Annotated in this window: 13 protein-coding genes; 7 read left to right on the top strand and 6 right to left on the bottom strand. The window is 61.0% G+C overall.

The features are described from left to right. The first annotated feature begins 218 nt into the window (after positions 1 to 218). Positions 219 to 776 carry a chromate transporter gene (locus tag DDF70_RS16965; protein WP_114946043.1) on the top strand — a complete coding sequence of 186 codons (558 nt, stop codon included), beginning with the start codon at positions 219 to 221 and terminating at the stop codon, positions 774 to 776. Next, positions 769 to 1,311: a chromate transporter gene (locus DDF70_RS16960; protein WP_114946042.1), complete on the top strand. Its 543-nt coding sequence runs from the start codon at positions 769 to 771 to the stop codon at positions 1,309 to 1,311. The genes DDF70_RS16965 and DDF70_RS16960 overlap by 8 nt, the downstream gene beginning before the upstream one ends. 276 nt (positions 1,312 to 1,587) lie before the next feature. On the opposite strand, the gene DDF70_RS16955 is transcribed toward DDF70_RS16960, so the two are convergent. Further along, entirely contained in the window at positions 1,588 to 2,298 is a 711-nt protein-coding gene (locus tag DDF70_RS16955) for a L,D-transpeptidase (protein WP_114946041.1), read from the bottom strand. 697 nt (positions 2,299 to 2,995) lie between these two features. Between DDF70_RS16955 and DDF70_RS16950 the strand changes: the two genes are divergently transcribed. Then, on the top strand, positions 2,996 to 5,704 hold the full coding sequence (locus DDF70_RS16950; RefSeq protein ID WP_162820455.1) for an Ig-like domain-containing protein: 2,709 nt from the start codon (positions 2,996 to 2,998) through the stop codon (positions 5,702 to 5,704). Positions 5,705 to 5,842: 138 nt separating this feature from the next. Then, a complete protein-coding gene (locus DDF70_RS16945; RefSeq protein WP_114946039.1) occupies positions 5,843 to 8,029 on the top strand; it encodes a CHASE2 domain-containing protein in 2,187 nt (728 codons plus the stop codon). A 196-nt stretch (positions 8,030 to 8,225) separates the two neighbouring features. Here the strand turns inward: DDF70_RS16945 and DDF70_RS16940 are convergent, their stop codons facing one another. The 3 genes from DDF70_RS16940 to DDF70_RS16930 all read right to left on the bottom strand — a co-directional run bounded on the left by DDF70_RS16940 (position 8,226) and on the right by DDF70_RS16930 (position 12,084). Continuing rightward, complete coding sequence (locus tag DDF70_RS16940) at positions 8,226 to 9,719, bottom strand: tetratricopeptide repeat protein (RefSeq protein ID WP_114946038.1); 1,494 nt, start codon at positions 9,717 to 9,719, stop codon at positions 8,226 to 8,228. Positions 9,720 to 10,087: 368 nt separating this feature from the next. Further along, positions 10,088 to 10,396: a UBP-type zinc finger domain-containing protein gene (locus DDF70_RS16935; protein WP_114946037.1), complete on the bottom strand. Its 309-nt coding sequence runs from the start codon at positions 10,394 to 10,396 to the stop codon at positions 10,088 to 10,090. After that, entirely contained in the window at positions 10,396 to 12,084 is a 1,689-nt protein-coding gene (locus DDF70_RS16930; RefSeq protein ID WP_114946102.1) for an FAD-dependent oxidoreductase, read from the bottom strand. Before DDF70_RS16930 ends, DDF70_RS16935 begins: the two co-directional genes overlap by 1 nt. Before the next feature lie 726 nt (positions 12,085 to 12,810). On the opposite strand from DDF70_RS16930, the gene DDF70_RS16920 reads away from it, so the two are divergent. From DDF70_RS16920 to DDF70_RS16910, 3 genes are all read left to right on the top strand, one after another. Beyond that, complete coding sequence (locus DDF70_RS16920; protein ID WP_114946035.1) at positions 12,811 to 14,130, top strand: ABC transporter substrate-binding protein; 1,320 nt, start codon at positions 12,811 to 12,813, stop codon at positions 14,128 to 14,130. Between the two features lie 123 nt (positions 14,131 to 14,253). Continuing rightward, positions 14,254 to 15,141, top strand: coding sequence for a carbohydrate ABC transporter permease (locus DDF70_RS16915; protein ID WP_425374086.1), 888 nt, complete (start codon positions 14,254 to 14,256; stop codon positions 15,139 to 15,141). Next, a complete protein-coding gene (locus DDF70_RS16910) occupies positions 15,138 to 16,037 on the top strand; it encodes a carbohydrate ABC transporter permease (RefSeq protein ID WP_114946033.1) in 900 nt (299 codons plus the stop codon). Before DDF70_RS16915 ends, DDF70_RS16910 begins: the two co-directional genes overlap by 4 nt. Positions 16,038 to 16,100: 63 nt before the next feature. Here the strand turns inward: DDF70_RS16910 and DDF70_RS16905 are convergent, their stop codons facing one another. Then, entirely contained in the window at positions 16,101 to 16,313 is a 213-nt protein-coding gene (locus DDF70_RS16905) for a hypothetical protein (RefSeq protein WP_114946032.1), read from the bottom strand. Positions 16,314 to 16,424: 111 nt separating this feature from the next. After that, on the bottom strand, positions 16,425 to 16,925 hold the full coding sequence (gene ssb, locus DDF70_RS16900; RefSeq protein ID WP_114946101.1) for a single-stranded DNA-binding protein: 501 nt from the start codon (positions 16,923 to 16,925) through the stop codon (positions 16,425 to 16,427). Positions 16,926 to 16,933: the final 8 nt, after the last annotated feature.

Genomic DNA, 16,933 nt, shown 5'->3' with positions numbered 1-16,933 from the left:
CGAGCGGGCCTCCACCGCGTGCTTGAAAGTCCTGAGACCCGCACGATCGACATGGGTGGCGATGAATCCTGCAGCCGGTCCGCCAAAGCTATTGCGGATGCAATCCAGCAGAAGGTATAGGGTAGGCGACAACGGAAGCGAGTGGGTGATGGGTATTGCATGTGCAAGTCTGCATCCTCTCTCCTCCGCGGCGACCAAGACTTGATCCCGGATATTCCATGACCCCGACCCGGGCCTCAGTTTCCCTTGTCTCGCTCTTTCTGGTGTTCTTCCGCGTGGGGCTGTTCAGTTTCGGCGGCGGTCTCTCGGGCTGGATCTACCGCGAGGTGGTGACGCTGCGAGGCTGGATGAGCGATGACGAGTTCTTCTCCGGGTTGGCGCTCTCCCAGATCCTGCCCGGCGCTAACGTCACCAACCTCTCGGTCTATATCGGCCAGCGCCTGCGTGGTCCGGCGGGGTCGATCTGCGCCCTCGTCGGCCTTGTGATCGGTCCCTTCTTCGCAGTGATCGCCCTGGTCACAGCCTATGCCCAGCTTTCCATGATGCCATGGGTCCAGGACGCCATGAGCGGGGCAGCGGCGGCCGCCATCGGGCTGCTGCTGGTCGTTGCCGCGAAGGGTGCCTACAGCGCGAGCCGCAGGCTTGTGCCGTTCCTGATCCTCATAGCGACCTTCGTGGCCGTGGGCCTTCTGCAATGGCCGCTGGTGCCGGTGGTGCTGGGGCTTGCGCCGGTGTCCGTCGCCTTTGCCTGGTGGCAGGCCTCGTCCGATGCGTGAGAATGCTCTCTGGTCCCTGATCGTCGTCTTCGTGCCATTCTCGCTGGTCTCCATCGGCGGCGGGCCCAGCATCTTCGCGGGCATCCAGCACCAATCCGTTGAGGTCTACCACTGGGTCACCGCGCGCGAGTTCGTCGACCTCTTCGCCATCGCCCGGGCCGCGCCTGGTCCGGGCTCCATGCTTGTGACCCTGCTCGGCTGGAAGGTGGCAGGTTGGACCGGCGCCGTCGTGGCGACACTTGCACTGTTCGTTCCGTCATCGCTGCTCTGCTACGGCGTGACGAAGATGTGGAACCATTACCGTGGTCGGCATTGGCATACGGCATTGGAGAACGGGCTTGCGCCCATCGGCGCCGGGCTGATCCTGGCCGGGGTGGTCGCGATCTTTCGGGTTGCGGGGGCCGGCATCCAATCCTGGGCCGTTGCCGGCATGGCAGCCGCCATCCTGGCTTTGCGCCCGAAGCTCAACCCATTGGTTCTGCTTGCAGGCGGTGCCGTCGCCTTCGCACTCTGGCACGGCATGGTGCCCCACTAACGGCGTCGCCTAAAGCATCGGACCAGAGATGGAATGCACTTTCGGGTCCGATGCTCGAGCCGAAGCAGGGACGCCCATCTCCAGGCCCTTGCCGCTCCTAGAGTGCCTTTTTCAACAGCCTGACCCTGGCGTCGTCAATCCAGAGCCTTGCGAGACGATAAAGGTCACGTTGTCGATCTTGCAGGAGCCGCCCGCACAATCGCTCAGATTCCAGGGGCGGGCCTGTGACTTGCGCTGCCCGAACGGGCAACGCCCCGACCGGAGCTGGCGCCCTTGCTATGCCGGCAGTACGATCACCTTCGTCTTGACCGGCGTTCGGGAGTACAGGTGCATCATGTCCTGAGTGAGAAGGCCGACGCAGCCGCTTGTGATGCCTGTGCCGATCGATTCGGCATCCAGGCTCGCGTAGATCGTGTAGAGCGTGTAAGCGCCGTTCTGATAAAGATACAGCGTGCGGGCACCGAGCGGATTGTCGAGGCCGCCCGGCATGCCGCCGGCGTACTTGGCCGCCTCGGGCTGGCGTTTGATCATCTCCTTGGGCGGGGTCCAGGTCGCCCATTCGGCCTTGCGCCCGACATAGGCGTCACCGCTCCACCGGAACCCGTCGCGCCCGACATTGGCACCATAGCGCGTGGCGGTGCCGTCGTCCTCGATGCGGTAAACGTAGTAGTTGCCGGGGTCGACGATAATCGTACCGGGCGCCTCTTTGGTGTCGTAGCGAACTGTCTTCCGGTAATACTTCGGATCGACTTTGCTGACATCGATCGCTGGAATCGGGAATTTCTCATCCGGCACTGGCCCATAGACCTTGGCGGCCTCGGCGAAGCTCATGCCGTCGGATGTCACGCAACCGGCCAGTCCCAACGTGCCGAGCCCGACAGCCGAGCCGGCCAGAAACGACCGGCGGGTGAGAAGCCCCGCCCGTCGCCCAAGCAAGGCTCCCTCGTCTGTCTCTCCAGAACCTGCATTCCCACCGTTCATGATCATGATTTGCCGTTTCCCATGTCCTGCTGCCCGAGGAGAAAATACTCCGGCATACACCCGCTTCACATCTTGTTGGGCTGAGACTGCCGTCACACGGCTCGTTTGGCAAGCCCAGGCTTTCGCTCGCCCGGCACGGTCCCATCTGATCGTTGGCCTCAGCGTCCCGGCGATGAATGCGGATGCTGCCTGTGACGTTAGGGAAGAGCCACGCTAGGCGCGCTGCGCCGAAGCGTGAATGTCCCTTTAAGGATTGACTTTACCCCTCGATCTCGGCTTGGAGGTCGATGTTCGCTCAGGCGGCTAGACATAAAGTTCCAGGCCTCGGGGCTTCAGCTCAGGCCTGATATTCGTGTCGTCAGCCTTCACAACTCGATTCAGGCACGCCTCACGTGTGCGATGCTTGTTCCTGTCCAGTGTCGTCGCCTTAACTGTGGCCCGACGCTCAGACGACGTCTCATTGAGTTCCCGTGACAAAGCCGCTGAAAGCGCTGGAAGCTAACCTCTCTTGCCGCCGGCGCGGCACACGCACACAGCCTGCATGCCGGACAATCTCGAATCGTGCTTTGAGACGACCTTAACCCCGGGCCGACCTGCGGAAAACGAGGTCGCCGAGACAAGCAGTTCCGGCTTCTAAGATTTCATTCCCGTAGGAGAGATTGAGCTAAAGGATTATCATCGCATGGACCCAAGGGGTTCAGCTGTGTACCAATCCGGGGACGGCGCTACTGCCTTCGACATCAAGATCGACGCTGCCGAGGCAGCGAGCAGTCGTGCTGACACCGACCCCTCGATCCTTTTTCCGGACAAGGATATCCTTTTCTCCGCCGATTTCAGGAGATCGGGAGCCGATCTCCTGCTGGTAGGGCACGAGGCAACCGCGGTTATCTTGGACTACTTCCGAGACGGGCGGCGCCTGAGCATCAAGACCCCTGAAGGTGCGAGCCTCACTGGTGACACCGTCGAAGCGTTGGCAGGTCCCAATCTCTCGGGACAATACGCCCAGGCAGGAAATCCGGCACCAAACCAGATGCCGATCGGACGCGTCGAGAAAGTGTCCGGCTCCGCGATCGTGCTGCGGAACGGCGTTTCGGTCGAGTTGCGCCTCGGCGATGTGATAGCCAAAGGCGACGTCCTGCAGACGGGAGCGGATTCATCGCTGACGATCAAGTTCAATGACGGAACGGTCTTCAGCCTGTCTTCCAGTGCTCGCATGGTAGTGAACGACATGGTGTACTCCGCCGATTCGAATGCGAATTCGGCGCTGCTCACCCTCGTCCAGGGCGTCATCGGCTTCGTCGCGGGACGGATAGCCAAGTCCGGCGACCTCAAGATCGACACCCCCGTCGCCACCATGGCAATCAGGGGGACAGCCGTCCAGACCGAGATTGCAGCGTTCAGCGGAACCACGAAGTTCTCGCTTCTGACCGAGCCGGATGGAACCGTGGGCTCGTTCGTTCTCCTGGACAAGAGTAACCCGTCCCGTGTGATCACGTCGTTATCTGATGCACGCGTTGCGACGCTTCTGACGCCGGTCACCGGCTCGGACCCGCGCATTACACAGCTTGCGAAAACGGCTGACGACATCCGCCACGAGAGCGATTTCGCGCGAGGCATGTTTCAGTTCTTCTCCACGGAGAACCGTCAGCCCGGGGGAAGCAGTGATTTCGATCATGCGCCGATCATTCCCGTGAACCTGCCTCACCGGGTTGATCCCCCCGACCCGTCGCAGTTCGCCATCGCACCGGTTATCCCTCAACATGTTGCTGCGCGGGAGGTCGATCTTGCATTCTTTACGACGGTTCCAGAGCCGATCCGCGGCACGGCTATCGAGGACGGCCCACTGGCACGGCTCAGCGCCCCTCTGGATGCGGTCGTGTCGAATGGAGCAGCCTTGCCGCTCGTGATCGTGCCGACTCACTTACCCCCTGGCGTACGATATCTCGACGGATCACGCAGTTTTTCTCTGGATCCATCCCATCCGGCCTACCAGCACCTAGGTGAGGGAGAGACCGAGACCGTCAGGGTCGATTACAAACTGCTGATCGATAGCGGCGCCCGTATCCCGGCGACGATCTCTTGGACAGTTACTGGCCGAAACGACGCTCCAGTTGCCGTGAGCGACCACATCTACGGCGTGGACGAGGCTGGAACGAGAGTCTTGGCGGTGCGTTCGAACGACCGTGACGTCGATGGTGATCCGCTCCATGTCATCCGTTGGACAAGCCCACTCGAAGGCTCTGTCTTCCGCGATTCCTCCGGGGAGTTGGTGTTCGACCCCGGAGACGATTTCAGGGCCCTCAGTGAAGGCGAAACTGCCACGGTCGCCTTCGCCTACACGGTCTCCGACGGCAAGGGAGGAACCGATACGGAAAACGTCACGCTGCAGGTTCGCGGCACCGGGACGTTCACATCTCCTCACCAAACAGCATCGACCAGCGGCATCCTCGACTATAACGATCAGCCGGTCTCTCTGTCCATCAAGGCACCATCCGCCACCACGGCCGCAAGCGCCGATCTCAGCCTGAACATCAATCTCGGGACGTTTCTGCAGCCCCGGATGAATATTCTTTATCTCGTTGATGTATCAGGCAGCACGTCGGAACAGTTCGAGGGAGCGCCGGTCGGCGATCTCAACGGTGACGGACGCGCCAATACCATCCTGGATGCAGAGATTTCCAGTCTCATCGCGTTGACGGAGCGCGTGAGAGGGATCGGATTCTCTCCTGCCGACTTCACGGTCACGATCATCCCATTCAACGGACGCGCCGATCCGACCGAGCCTATAGCCGGTCACATCGTGAATGCCGAAACTTTCAGCCTCGCCCAAGAGGGAGAACAGGCGATCGCAAACTACCTGAGAGGGCTCAACTCCAATGGACTAACGGATTTCGCCAATGCGTTGCAAGCAGCCAACGATCGCTTGCAGGTCTTAGATCAGGGGAGTGCGAAGAACTTCATGTACTTCCTTTCGGATGGTAAGGGACAGGGCGCGATCGATGTCGAACTTGCGACGTTGAACAATGTCTACGGCACGAAAATCACCGCTGTCGGAGTCGGCGAGGGCGCGGATCTCTCTCAACTGAATGAGATCGACAACACCGGCGAGGCATCGCTGCTGACCTCATCAGAGCAGATCGACATCTCTGTCCTCGGAGCTCCGGTTCCGAGTGGGACAGTCGCCCGCGTCGACCTCTTTGTGAACGGTACGGAGATCGTCGGGATCGGTCCGGAAGATCTTGTCTCCACGCCCACCGGACTTGCATTGGAGACCTCGGTTGGAGAGTTGAGGCGGCTCGTGGGGGACGGGAATACGATATCGGCCGTCGTCAGGTTCGCGAGCGGAGAAGTTTTGGCAACGGAGCTGACGATTGCAGGCGCTTTGCCCCGCTCTACGGACGCAATCCTGTGAGGGGGCCATGCACCTGCCGGCGTTCCTGTGCGATCCCTTCCCTGACCGTATGACCCAATGGGAGATGCGATGTCTTCGTGACGGCCAAAGTGCGAAGATCATCGTAGCATGTGCCCGCGTCCCAAAGGAGCGGCGGCTGTGAACGTTCTCCTGAATGAGATGCGCCGCTTAGGAGCTGGACGGATTGTCGGCCTCCTGCTCCTCGTCGGCCTGATCGCGCTACGGATCTGGGATCCTGGACCTGTCGAAGCTCTTCGTCAGAGGTCATTTGACATCTACCAGCTGATGTATCCGCGTGCCGCGCGCCAGGATCTTGTCACGATTGTCGATATCGACGAGATGAGCCTGCGCGCTCTGGGACAATGGCCTTGGCCACGCACGGTCATGGCGGAAATGCTCTCGAAGATCGTCGAGCGAGGCGGAACGGTCATTGCCTTTGACGTCCTTTTCCCTGAACCGGATCGAAGCTCGCCAGAAGTGGCGGCTGAGACGTTCCATGGACTGGATGACACAACACGGGAGAAGCTCCGGCGGCTGCCCAGCAACGACGCAGTCTTCGCCGACGCCATTCGGAGGTCGAAGGTCGTCCTCGGGCAGTCGGGGTATCGTGTCTCGGGAGCAGCGCCTATTGCGCGGCCGGCGATCCAGACGGGGATCGCGATCCTTGGGGCGGACCCGCGCCCTTTCCTCGTCGACTTTCCCCATCTCCTGCGCAACCTTCCAATTCTCGACTTGGCCGCACAGGGGCAGGGTATCTTTTCGATCATTCCTGAACAGGATGGCACCGTCCGCCGTGTCCCGGTCGTGGCAATCGCCGATGGAATCATCGTTCCGTCGCTTTCTCTCGAAATGCTGCGGGTCGCCGCCGGATCGGGAGCTATTCTCATCAAGACCGATTCCAGCGGCGTCCGGAGCGTCGGTGTCGGAAATTTCGAAATCCCAACCGACGGGAAAGGCCGCGTCTGGATCCATTTCTCGTCCCTCAAGCCGGGCACGTATGTTTCCGCCATCGATCTTCTGCAGGGCAGGGTGCCCGCAGATCGTCTCGCGGGCAAAATGGTGTTGATCGGAACCTCCGCTGCTGGGCTTCTCGATCTCAAGGTCACTCCGGTGCATCCGGCATTGCCAGGCGTCGAGTTGCATGCCCAACTCCTGGAAAGCGCCCTCATGGGGGAGACCCTGAGCAGGCCGACATACACGGCCTTCACCGAGATCGTGCTTGCGATGCTTCTGAGCTTGATCCTGATCACACTTGCGCCCCGGGTGAATGCCGGCACCCTTTTCGCGCTCGGAGGCGCCACAGCCGTCGTGACCCTGGGCGTGTCCTGGTACTGTTTCTCATCCCTTGATCTCTTGATCGACTACACCTTCCCTCTGATCTCGAGCCTTCTGGTTTATGCCGTTCTGGTCTGCACAAACTACGTCACCGTTTCTGCAGACCGCTATCGGATCAGATCCGCGTTCAGCCAATATCTCTCACCCGACCTTGTCGAACAGCTGGCGCAATCACCCGATAAGCTGACTCTTGGCGGCGAGCAGCGCGTGTTGACCGTTCTCTTCTCGGATATTCGCGGATTTACGGCTATTTCCGAGTTGTACAAAGACGATCCAAAGGGTCTGACGACCCTGATCAATCGGCTTTTTACGCCGCTGACCAAGGATATCATGGAACGGCGCGGGACGATCGATAAGTACATGGGCGACGCCATCATGGCGTTCTGGAACGCTCCGCTCGCCGATCCCAGCCACGAGGTGAATGCGTGTGAGGCTGCGTGCGCGATGCTGGACAGTCTTAAGGCGCTGAACGAACAGCGTCAGCGGGAAGCCGGCGACGATCAGCCGGTTCCGCCACTCAGGATCGGGATCGGCGTGAATACCGGCCTCTGTGCCGTCGGCAATTTCGGATCCGACCTGCACTTCAACTATTCGGCCTTGGGAGACACGGTCAATCTGGCATCGCGTCTTGAGGGCATGACGAAGCAATACGGCGTTCCCATCATCATCGGCGAAAGAACCGCTCAGGCAGTCCTCACTCGGTTCGCCGTTCTCGAAATCGACCATCTGCAGGTCAGAGGAAAGAGCGAACTGCAGAGGATCTTCACGATCCTGGGACGCGCCGATGTGGCCGCGAGCAATGACTTCGCAGAGCTGAACGAACGGAACGGCATGATGCTGACCGCCTACCGATGTCGCGATTGGCCCCAGGCGCTCGAGATGATCCTTCTCTGTCGGGAGCTGGGAAAGACCTTCGGACTCGGTGACTACTACGAGCTTTACATTCAGCGGATCCGCCACCTTATCGAGAATCCGGCATCATCCAGTTAACGACGTCTCGGCTTCTGAAAATCAGGACAATCGAGTTTGTTTTCCGGCGGAACCCACGCTCTTCAAGGTCTCGAATCGAGCGCAGACACGGTTCTGTGGTTCGTTAGAACATCGTTGGGTGCGGACCCGAAGGGCCGCGTCAGCGAATATCGGATCCGCTTTTCGCTAGCGCGGCCCGCTGGGTCCGCACGATGCGCTAGCACCTTTCCAGCAGGACATAGAGGCCGGGCACCGGACGCCCTGCCTCGAGCCGGATGTTGCTTTCGAATGTCTCCAGGATGACGAAGTCGGTGGCCGCTGCCTGGACGTGGTCGAGCGAGTGTGCGAACCGGCCGGAGGGCTGGAGGACAAAGCCATCTCCTGCGGCCAGCTCGATGCTCAAGGCGAAGAGTCCTCCTGGCTCCAGGGCGCCGGCCGCGGCGTGCATGAGCGGCGCGAGATCGCCGAAATAGATCAGCGAATCCGCCGCGAAAATGAGATCGAATTGATTGGATGCCGTCTCAAGATAAGTGACCGCCTCAGCCTTGACGAGTTCGGTGTATCCGCCTCGCCTTTTCGCCTCGGCCAGCATGCCTGCGGAAATGTCGACCCCGGTCAATGAGGCGCCTAGCGGCTGCAATTCCGCGGCGGCCAGCCCTGTGCCGCAGCCCAGGTCGAGCATGTGTCGAAAGCCGGTTCGGTGCTTGACCACCCGCTCCGCCATTTGGCGGGGAGCGTTGTACTGGAGCGTCTCGGTGAGCTTGTTGTCGAACTGGGGCGCGAAATGATCGAAGTATGTTTCGATGTAGTCCGGTGGTGCGGCCGTCATGCTCCGGCCGAGGACGGCGTCGAGCAGATAGCGCCGCACCGGATCGTCAGGCTTCTCGGCTAGCCGCAGCCGTCCGACTTCGGCGGCGGCTTCGAGATTGCCGGACGCGCTGAGTACAGAAAAGGCGTCACGTGCGATGATGTCCAGATCCTCGCGATCCTCGCCGGCAATTCCGTCGTAATCGTGCAGGGCCTGCTCGACACGACCGTCGATCATGGCTTGGAACGTAAGAGCCCGAGCTCGCTTCTGCCGGGTGAGCGGATCGAGCGGGATTGTCAGGCGTACCGCCTCGTCGAAGGCGCGCGCACAGCCTGCGAAATCATTCGCGATGAAAGACAGGTGGCCGAGGGCGAAATGGGCCACGCCGTTGACGGGATCGAGCGCGATGGAGGCGCGCACGGAGCCGAGAGCCTCTTCATAGTGCTTTTTCCTGAACTGCAGCAGGCCAAGCCCGAGATGAGCAGCAGGAGCATTCGGGTTGAGAGCGATCGTGCGGCGATAGGCGTCCTCGGCCGTCTCAACGTCGTCCAGCCGGTCACCCACACTGGCCAGGATCTGCCAGGAATGAGCATTGAGAGGATCGATCGCCAGGGACTTGCGTATCGCTGTCAGGGCCTCCTCGTCACGACCCGATGCGCTGTAGACGCCCGCCAGATCGCGCCACAGATTGGGATCGTCAGGGACAAGCGAGAGCGCCGCCGCGAATGTCTGGACAGCTGTGTCGAAGCGTCCATTCTCCCAGTGAACGAGACCAAGCTGTCGCAAGGCCGGGGCGGGATGGCCGTGCTGATCGACGATTCCGCCGAAATTTGGCAGGCCCGCCCGGAGGTTGGCGACCAATGCCATGGTAAAGCTGGCGTCAGGTAGTTGGATGTCCGTCATGGAGAAAAGCTCGATATTATACCGGCCTGAAGCCGGAGCACCTAGTGCATAGGATAGTTGGCCAGGCTTTGCTGAACCTTGCTTGTTGATGCGTTTTACGATCGGGGCTGGAGGCGAGCGTTACCCTTTCACACAGAGAGTGGAGCTCTGCCGCGCTTGCCCGCAATGAGTCCCGGGGTGGGCTCGTGCGACCTCCCGAGAGACGCTCTTGGAGGGATTATATGGACGGCACTTGCCTGACTTGGCGCCTTAGGACGATTGGCTTGCTCTATGACGAACAGGTAGCGGAATGCAGACCAATTCCTGTGCAGCCATCGTACTGTGAATGGCGAGTAGAGCAGAGGTGAGGGAACCGCTGCGCTCGGCACTCAGATGAAGCGCGGGATCGGACCGTTCTGTGGTGTGGTATCGTTGCCGAGGTCTACAAAGACTTCATCGACGTAGCACCAACCCCAGCCTTCGGGCGGATCATAGCCCTCGATGATGGGGTGGCCGGTCGCTTCAAAATGCTTTGTCGCGTGCCGATTGGGCGAGTCGTCGCAGCAGCCGACATGGCCGCAGGTGCGGCACAGGCGAAGGTGCACCCAGGGGGAGCCGATCTTCAGGCATTCCTCGCAGCCGAGCGCGCTCGGCGTGACGTCCCGGATACTCGCGGCATGGCTGCATTGACCGTCCATCAGGTCATCCTCATCGTTTGGGACACACCGGGTGCTTGGCCTTCCCGGGCAAGGTATGCGTGCAAGGCCGCCACGACTTGGGCACCTTCGCCGACGGCCGCGGCCACCCGTTTGACCGAGCCCGAGCGCACGTCGCCAATGGCGAAAATGCCGCTGCGGCTGGTCTCCAGCAGGTGCCGCTCCGGGCCTGCAGTGATCCCGGTCCGAATGAAGCCCTTTTCATCCAGCGCGATGTCGCTGCCTGCGAGCCAGTCGGTATTGGGATCAGCGCCGATGAACAGGAAGAGGTGGCGGATCGGGCACGTCCCTTCTTCTCCTTGGCGGCTGCGCCACCGGACGGATTCGAGGTTCTCTCCCTGTCCGTCCAACGCGATGACCGTCGTCTCGGGCAAGACCTTAATGTTGGGCTGAGCCTCGATACGCTCGATCAGATAGCGCGACATGCTGGACTCCAGGCCGGCCCCGCGCACGAGAAGCCACACCGTCTTCACATGGCCGGCCAGGAAGACGGCCGCTTGCCCGGCCGAATTGCCGGCCCCCACTAGGGCGACCTCTTGCCCGCCGCAGAGCCTCGCCTCGATCGGGGAGGCCCAGTAGTGAACGCTTGTTCCTTCGAACTGCGCCAGGTTCGCCACGTCGAGGCGACGGTAGCGGGCGCCGCTGGCCACAATCACCGCCCGTGCGTTCACGATCTCATCGCTACTCGTCCTGAGGTGATAATGCTTGCCGGCAACATCGGCAGCGACGCCGAGATGCCCTGCCTCGTTGGGGATGACCATCTCCACCCCGAACTTCTGCGCTTGGTTGTAGGCTCGCGCCATCAGCGCCATGCCGGAGATCCCGGTCGGGAATCCAAGATAGTTCTCGATGCGGGCCGAGGCACCGGCCTGTCCACCGAAGGCGCGGCAGTCGAGCACGATGACGGACAAGCCTTCCGAGGCGGCATAGACGGCGGCCGCCAAGCCGGCCGGACCGGCACCGATGATGGCGACGTCATAGAGTTTCGAGTTATCGATCGGCTTGACGAGTCCGATGCAACGGGCGAGCTCCCTGTCTCCCGGATTGAGCAGGATCTTCCCATCCGGGCACAGCACGATCGGGAGGTGATGAGGATCCACCTGAAACCGTTCGACGAGGGTCTTCGCGCAGGGGTCCGTGTCGGCGTCCAGCACGCGATGCGGGTGACCGCTTCGGGTCAGGAAGCCTTGCAGGCGCAGCAGGTCGCCACTGCCCTGGTGTCCGACGATGATGGGCCCGCTGCCGCCGCTCTCCAGGAGACCCACGCGCCGCAGGATGAGCGCCCGCATGACGCGTTCGCCGAGGCTGGCCTCCTGAACCATCAGGTCACGCAGTCTTCGCGACGGGATGACGAATGCGTCGACGGGTTCGATGGCCTTGGTCGTCACGAGGGAGGGGCGTTCGGAGAGCTGCGCCAGCTCGCCCGCGAAACTCCCCGGGCCATGAACGATGATGGTCTCGTGCCGGTCGCCCCCGACATCCTGGGTAATCTCGACCTTGCCGGACACGATCACGATCAGGCCCGGTGCGACGTCTCCGGCCCTGACGATGCGCTCCCCGGCGGCGAATGTCGCAGCCATGCCGAAGCGGCGCATCCGGGCAATGTCGTCCGAAGACAGGGTGGGAAACATCTGATCATGGCGGGTGACGTAGGTGGCCGACAGAGACATGATTTCCACCATTCTGCTGAGAGCCTTGAACGTGAACCGCTCGTCCGCTCAGGTCATGCGGCGCAGCCTAACGTGGACCACCTGCCTTGAACAGGACCTTCGCCGTGCATTCCTTGATGAGGGCAGCCTATCCGAGTGAGGTTATGGGCTTGGCTCAAAAATCAGAATAGGGGTGAATTGACGACTTGCTTTCCGACACTGAAATATAGTCACCCGTACAGCTGAAATCATAAGTACAGCCAATGGTCAGCTTTGCTGACCTATGTACAGGAATCATGGATCCGTTGTGAAAGCTGTCATCTTCACAGCTTGATATGGAGCGGTTCTTCCTAGAATATTCATTCCAATAACATCTGAAGCCTGCGTCAGACAGGCCAGAGGAATGAACGGGGCCGGGAGGAAGGCGCATGCTTCAATGCGAGTCCGCGACTTGGACGTTCGATAGGACGGTCGCCAATCCGGATGAATCGATCCGGACAAATTATCCTGCAGGCAGGTCTTTGTCCGGTGCGCTGAATACGCAAGCTCATGAATTCCTGGCAGATCCGGGCTGGCATATCCGTCAGGAAACGGTTCGCCAGACCCATCCTCATCACATTTGACACGGGTCGCTTTCCTGCCGGCCGCTGGAGGCCAGGGGCGGGGAGCGGCTGACTTAAGTGCGCTGCTCACACCGGGGCGGCCGCGCATGTGATCAGAAATCCCGGATCATGGAGGAAGCGAACGATGACCCTGTCTAGACGTGATCTGCTCATTGGGACGGCGGGCCTTGCCGCCGGTGCGGCGGGAGCCCAGTTTCTGAAGTCCGGGCCGGCTTTCGCGCAGGCTGCGGCACCTCAATACAAGCCGGAGCAGGGCGCCACCTTACGCGTTCTGCGATGGACCCCCTTCGTGAAGGGGGACGAAGATACCTGGCTCGCCAATACGAAGAAATTTACAGAAGCAACTGGGGTCGAGGTGCGGGTCGACAAGGAAAGTTGGGAGGATATTCGTCCCAAGGCAGCTGTTGCGGCCAATGTCGGTTCAGGCCCGGATATCATGCTCGTCTGGTTCGACGACCCCTTCCAGTACCCGGACAAGCTCCTGGATGTCACCGATATCGGCACCAGCTTCGCCAGCAAGTATGGCGGATACTACCCGGGCCTCGAAGGCTATGCCAAGCAGGGCGACAAGTTCATTGCCCTCCCGCTGGCGACGATCGGCAACGGCATTCTTTACCGCGACAGCATGGTCAAGCAGGCCGGATTCTCGAAATTCCCCGAGAAGTCGGATGAATTCCTTGAATTGTGCAAAGCGCTCAAGGCGAAGAGCAAGCCCGCAGGATTCGCACTTGGCAAGGCTGTCGGCGACGGTAACAACTTCGCGCACTGGATCGTCTGGAGCCATGGCGGTAAGATGGTCGACGAGAGCGGAAAGGTCGTTATCAACTCGCCTGAGACCATCAAGGCGCTGCAATACGCCCGCGAGCTCTATCAGACCTTCATTCCGGGCACTGAAAGCTGGCTCGACATCAACAACAACCGTGTCTTCCTGGCCGGCGACGTCTCCGTGACGGCAAACGGCGTCTCGCTCTACTACTCGGCCAAGAACGATCCGAAGATGGCCGAGCTGGCACAGGACATCCGCTCCACAACCATGCCGGTTGGCCCTGTCGGCCAATCCGTGGAGCTGCACCAGACCACCTCGGCGGTGATTTTCAAGTACACGAAATTCCCGAACGCGGCGCGCGCCTATTTGCAGTTTATGCTCGACAAGCCGCAGATGGATGCGTGGATCACTGGATCGAGCGCCTATTGCTGCCCACCCCTCAAAGGTCTGATCGACAATCCCGTCTGGACGTCCGATCCGGTGCACGAACCCTACAAGCGTGCCTCTGGAACCCTGCGGCCGAACGGCTATGCGGGCCCGCTCGGTTACGCGTCCGCGGCCACGATGGCGGATTACGTTATGGTCGACATGGTGGCCGAGGCTGCCACAGGGCAGCGCACGCCCGAGGAGGCGGCCAAGCGCGCGGAGCAGCGGGCCAACCGCTACTATCGAGTCTGACGAACCCGAAGGGGCGGTGTGCGAGCACCGTCCCTTTTCCTCGTGACGATTTTGGAGGCGCACATGGTCGATGCCGCCCTTTCCCGAGCTGGCGCGACGGCTGTGCCTGCACGCACGCCGCTCATGCAGAACAAGGCTTTTCTCGGCCTGCTTTTCATGCTGCCGGCAGCCTTGTTTCTTCTGGTCTTTCTCTCCTATCCGCTCGGGCTTGGCGTCTGGCTCGGCTTCACCGACACGCGCATCGGTCGCGCGGGCGTCTTCGTCGGTCTGGAGAACTATCAGCTCCTCTGGGACGACAGCATCTTCTGGCTCTCCGTCTTCAATACGATCCTCTATACGGTGGTGGCCTCGATCCTGAAGTTCATGCTGGGGCTCTGGCTCGCGCTTCTCCTCAACGAGCATCTCCCGTTCAAGGCCTTTATCCGCGCTATCGTGCTTCTGCCCTGGGTGGTGCCGACTGTGCTGTCGGCGATCGCCTTTTGGTGGATCTACGACGCCCAGTTCTCGATCATTTCCTGGGCGCTCATGAAGCTCGGATTGATCAGCTCGCCCATCAACTTCCTGGGCGATCCGAACAATGCCCGTGCGACGGTGATCCTCACGAACGTCTGGCGCGGCATTCCCTTCGTGGCCATCACGCTACTGGCCGGCCTTCAAACAATCTCGCCCTCTCTTCACGAGGCGGCGACTCTCGACGGCGCGACTTCGTGGCAGCGATTCCGCTTCATCACACTGCCCATGCTCTCGCCCCTGATCGCCGTGGTCATGACATTTTCCGTGCTGTTCACGTTCACGGACTTCCAGCTCATCTACGTGCTGACTCGGGGCGGGCCTCTCAACGCGACGCATCTCATGGCGACCTTGAGTTTCCAGAGAGCCATTCCCGGCGGCCAGCTAGGGGAGGGCGCGGCTATCGCCGTGGCAATGGTGCCGTTCCTTCTCGCCGCAATTCTCTTCAGTTATTTCGGGCTGCAGCGCCGTCGCTGGCAGCAGGGAGGGGCCGAGACATGACCTCAACCGTTAGAGCTTCTGATCGTATCGTTGCCGATGACAGCGTCGGCATGAGCTATCTCAATCGCACCCCGCAGAGACTGCTCACGGTGTACCTACCTCTCGGGGTCTTCATTATCGTCCTTCTGTTTCCCTTCTACTGGATGACGATCACGGCCCTGAAGCCCAACGCTGAACTGAACAATTTCCGTGACTACAATCCGTTCTGGCCGTCCAATCCAACGCTGCAGAATATCCGGTATCTCCTGTTCGAGACGTCCTATCCGGGCTGGCTCGTGAATACGATGGTGGTGGCGATCGGCTCGACCATCCTGTCGCTCGTCGCATCGGTATTCGCGGCCTATGCCATTGAACGCATCCGCTTCCCTGGTTCCCGCTGGACCGGCCTGGCGATCTTCCTCGCCTATCTGGTGCCGCCCTCGATCCTGTTCATCCCCTTGGCGGTCATGATCTTCAAATTCGGGATCTACGATTCCAAACTTGCCCTGATATTCACCTATCCGACCTTCCTCATTCCGTTCTGCACCTGGCTGCTCATGGGGTACTTCCGGTCCATTCCCTACGAGCTGGAGGAATGCGCCCTCGTGGACGGGGCGTCGCGCTGGCAGATTCTGACAAGGATCATGCTGCCTCTCGCCGTGCCGGGCCTCATCTCGGCCGGCATTTTCGCCTTCACCCTCTCCTGGAACGAATTCATCTACGCACTCACCTTCATTCAATCGTCAGAGAATAAAACCGTGCCCGTCGGTGTGCTGACAGAGCTAGTGCGCGGAGACGTTTACGAGTGGGGGGCTCTCATGGCAGGTGCGCTTCTAGGATCGCTGCCGGTCGTGCTGCTCTACTCGTTCTTCGTCGACTACTACGTGTCTTCGATGACCGGCGCAGTGAAGGAATGAGTGGATACAAACAATTGGCTTAGAGACTGTTATTGGCTGGGATGAAGTTTGCAGCCTGGTGCATTATTCGGTGAGGTGGATCCGGTTCACCGCCATGTGCAGCTCGAAGTCCTTCTCGCGCAAGGCACCATCGTATCCGGCTCGGGCGCGGCTCTCCGGGCTGGAATGCAGAGTACGAGCATCGCGACCAGATGCCAGACGCAGCACGGCGCGAAGGTCGTGCGCAGGGCTGCGCCTGCTGGTAAACGGCGGCCAAGGCAGCCGGTCGTTCGGCATACGGCGCTGCCGGCGGCCCTTCTTCATTGTAGACAACGCAGAGGTAAGGGCCTGCGAGGTGAGGTCATCTCGCCCAAGGGCGATGACCTCACATCCGGTCCGTAAAGGCCACTAGAACGGAATGTCGTCGTCGAAGTCGCTGTGCCGGGAGCTGCCGGCCGGCTCGGGTCTGCGCTCCATGGGGGACGACCGTCCGAAATCGCCGCCGCGGCTGATCTGGCCCGGCTCCTCGTCGCCGTACTCGGACGCGCCGCCGCCGCCGCGGCTGTCCAGGATCGTCAGCTCGCCGCGGAAGCGCTGCAGCACCACCTCGGTGGTGTACTTCTCCTGGCCGCTCTGGTCGGTCCACTTGCGCGTCTGCAGCTGGCCCTCGACATACACCTTCGAGCCCTTCTTCAGGTACTGCTCCGCCACCCGGGCCAGGTTCTCGTTGAAGATCACCACCGAGTGCCACTCGGTCTTCTCCTTGCGCTCGCCCGTGCCCTTGTCCTTCCAGGTCTCGGACGTGGCGATCCGCAGGTTCACCACCGGCTCCCCGTTCGACAGACGCCGCACCTCAGGGTCACGCCCCAGATTCCCTACCAGGATCACCTTGTTCACACTGCCCGCCATGACGGCTT

This window comes from Microvirga calopogonii (assembly GCF_003347665.1).
Classification (GTDB): Bacteria; Pseudomonadota; Alphaproteobacteria; order Rhizobiales; family Beijerinckiaceae; genus Microvirga; species Microvirga calopogonii.
The sequence above is the reverse complement of the archived record's forward strand: the minus strand, read 5'-3'. Positions and strand labels throughout refer to the sequence as shown.

Bases quoted from the DNA above. Each gene is read 5' to 3' on its own strand.
- DDF70_RS16965 (WP_114946043.1), top strand. From the start codon at position 219: ATGACCCCGACCCGGGCCTCAGTTTCCCTTGTCTCGCTCTTTCTGGTG.
- DDF70_RS16940 (WP_114946038.1), bottom strand. From the start codon at position 9,719: ATGACGGACATCCAACTACCTGACGCCAGCTTTACCATGGCATTGGTC.
- DDF70_RS16905 (WP_114946032.1), bottom strand. From the start codon at position 16,313: ATGCCGAACGACCGGCTGCCTTGGCCGCCGTTTACCAGCAGGCGCAGC.
- DDF70_RS16915 (WP_425374086.1), top strand. From the start codon at position 14,254: ATGCAGAACAAGGCTTTTCTCGGCCTGCTTTTCATGCTGCCGGCAGCC.
- DDF70_RS16930 (WP_114946102.1), bottom strand. From the start codon at position 12,084: ATGTCTCTGTCGGCCACCTACGTCACCCGCCATGATCAGATGTTTCCC.
- DDF70_RS16960 (WP_114946042.1), top strand. From the start codon at position 769: ATGCGTGAGAATGCTCTCTGGTCCCTGATCGTCGTCTTCGTGCCATTC.
- ssb (WP_114946101.1), bottom strand. From the start codon at position 16,925: ATGGCGGGCAGTGTGAACAAGGTGATCCTGGTAGGGAATCTGGGGCGT.
- DDF70_RS16920 (WP_114946035.1), top strand. From the start codon at position 12,811: ATGACCCTGTCTAGACGTGATCTGCTCATTGGGACGGCGGGCCTTGCC.
- DDF70_RS16910 (WP_114946033.1), top strand. From the start codon at position 15,138: ATGACCTCAACCGTTAGAGCTTCTGATCGTATCGTTGCCGATGACAGC.
- DDF70_RS16935 (WP_114946037.1), bottom strand. From the start codon at position 10,396: ATGGACGGTCAATGCAGCCATGCCGCGAGTATCCGGGACGTCACGCCG.
- DDF70_RS16955 (WP_114946041.1), bottom strand. From the start codon at position 2,298: ATGATCATGAACGGTGGGAATGCAGGTTCTGGAGAGACAGACGAGGGA.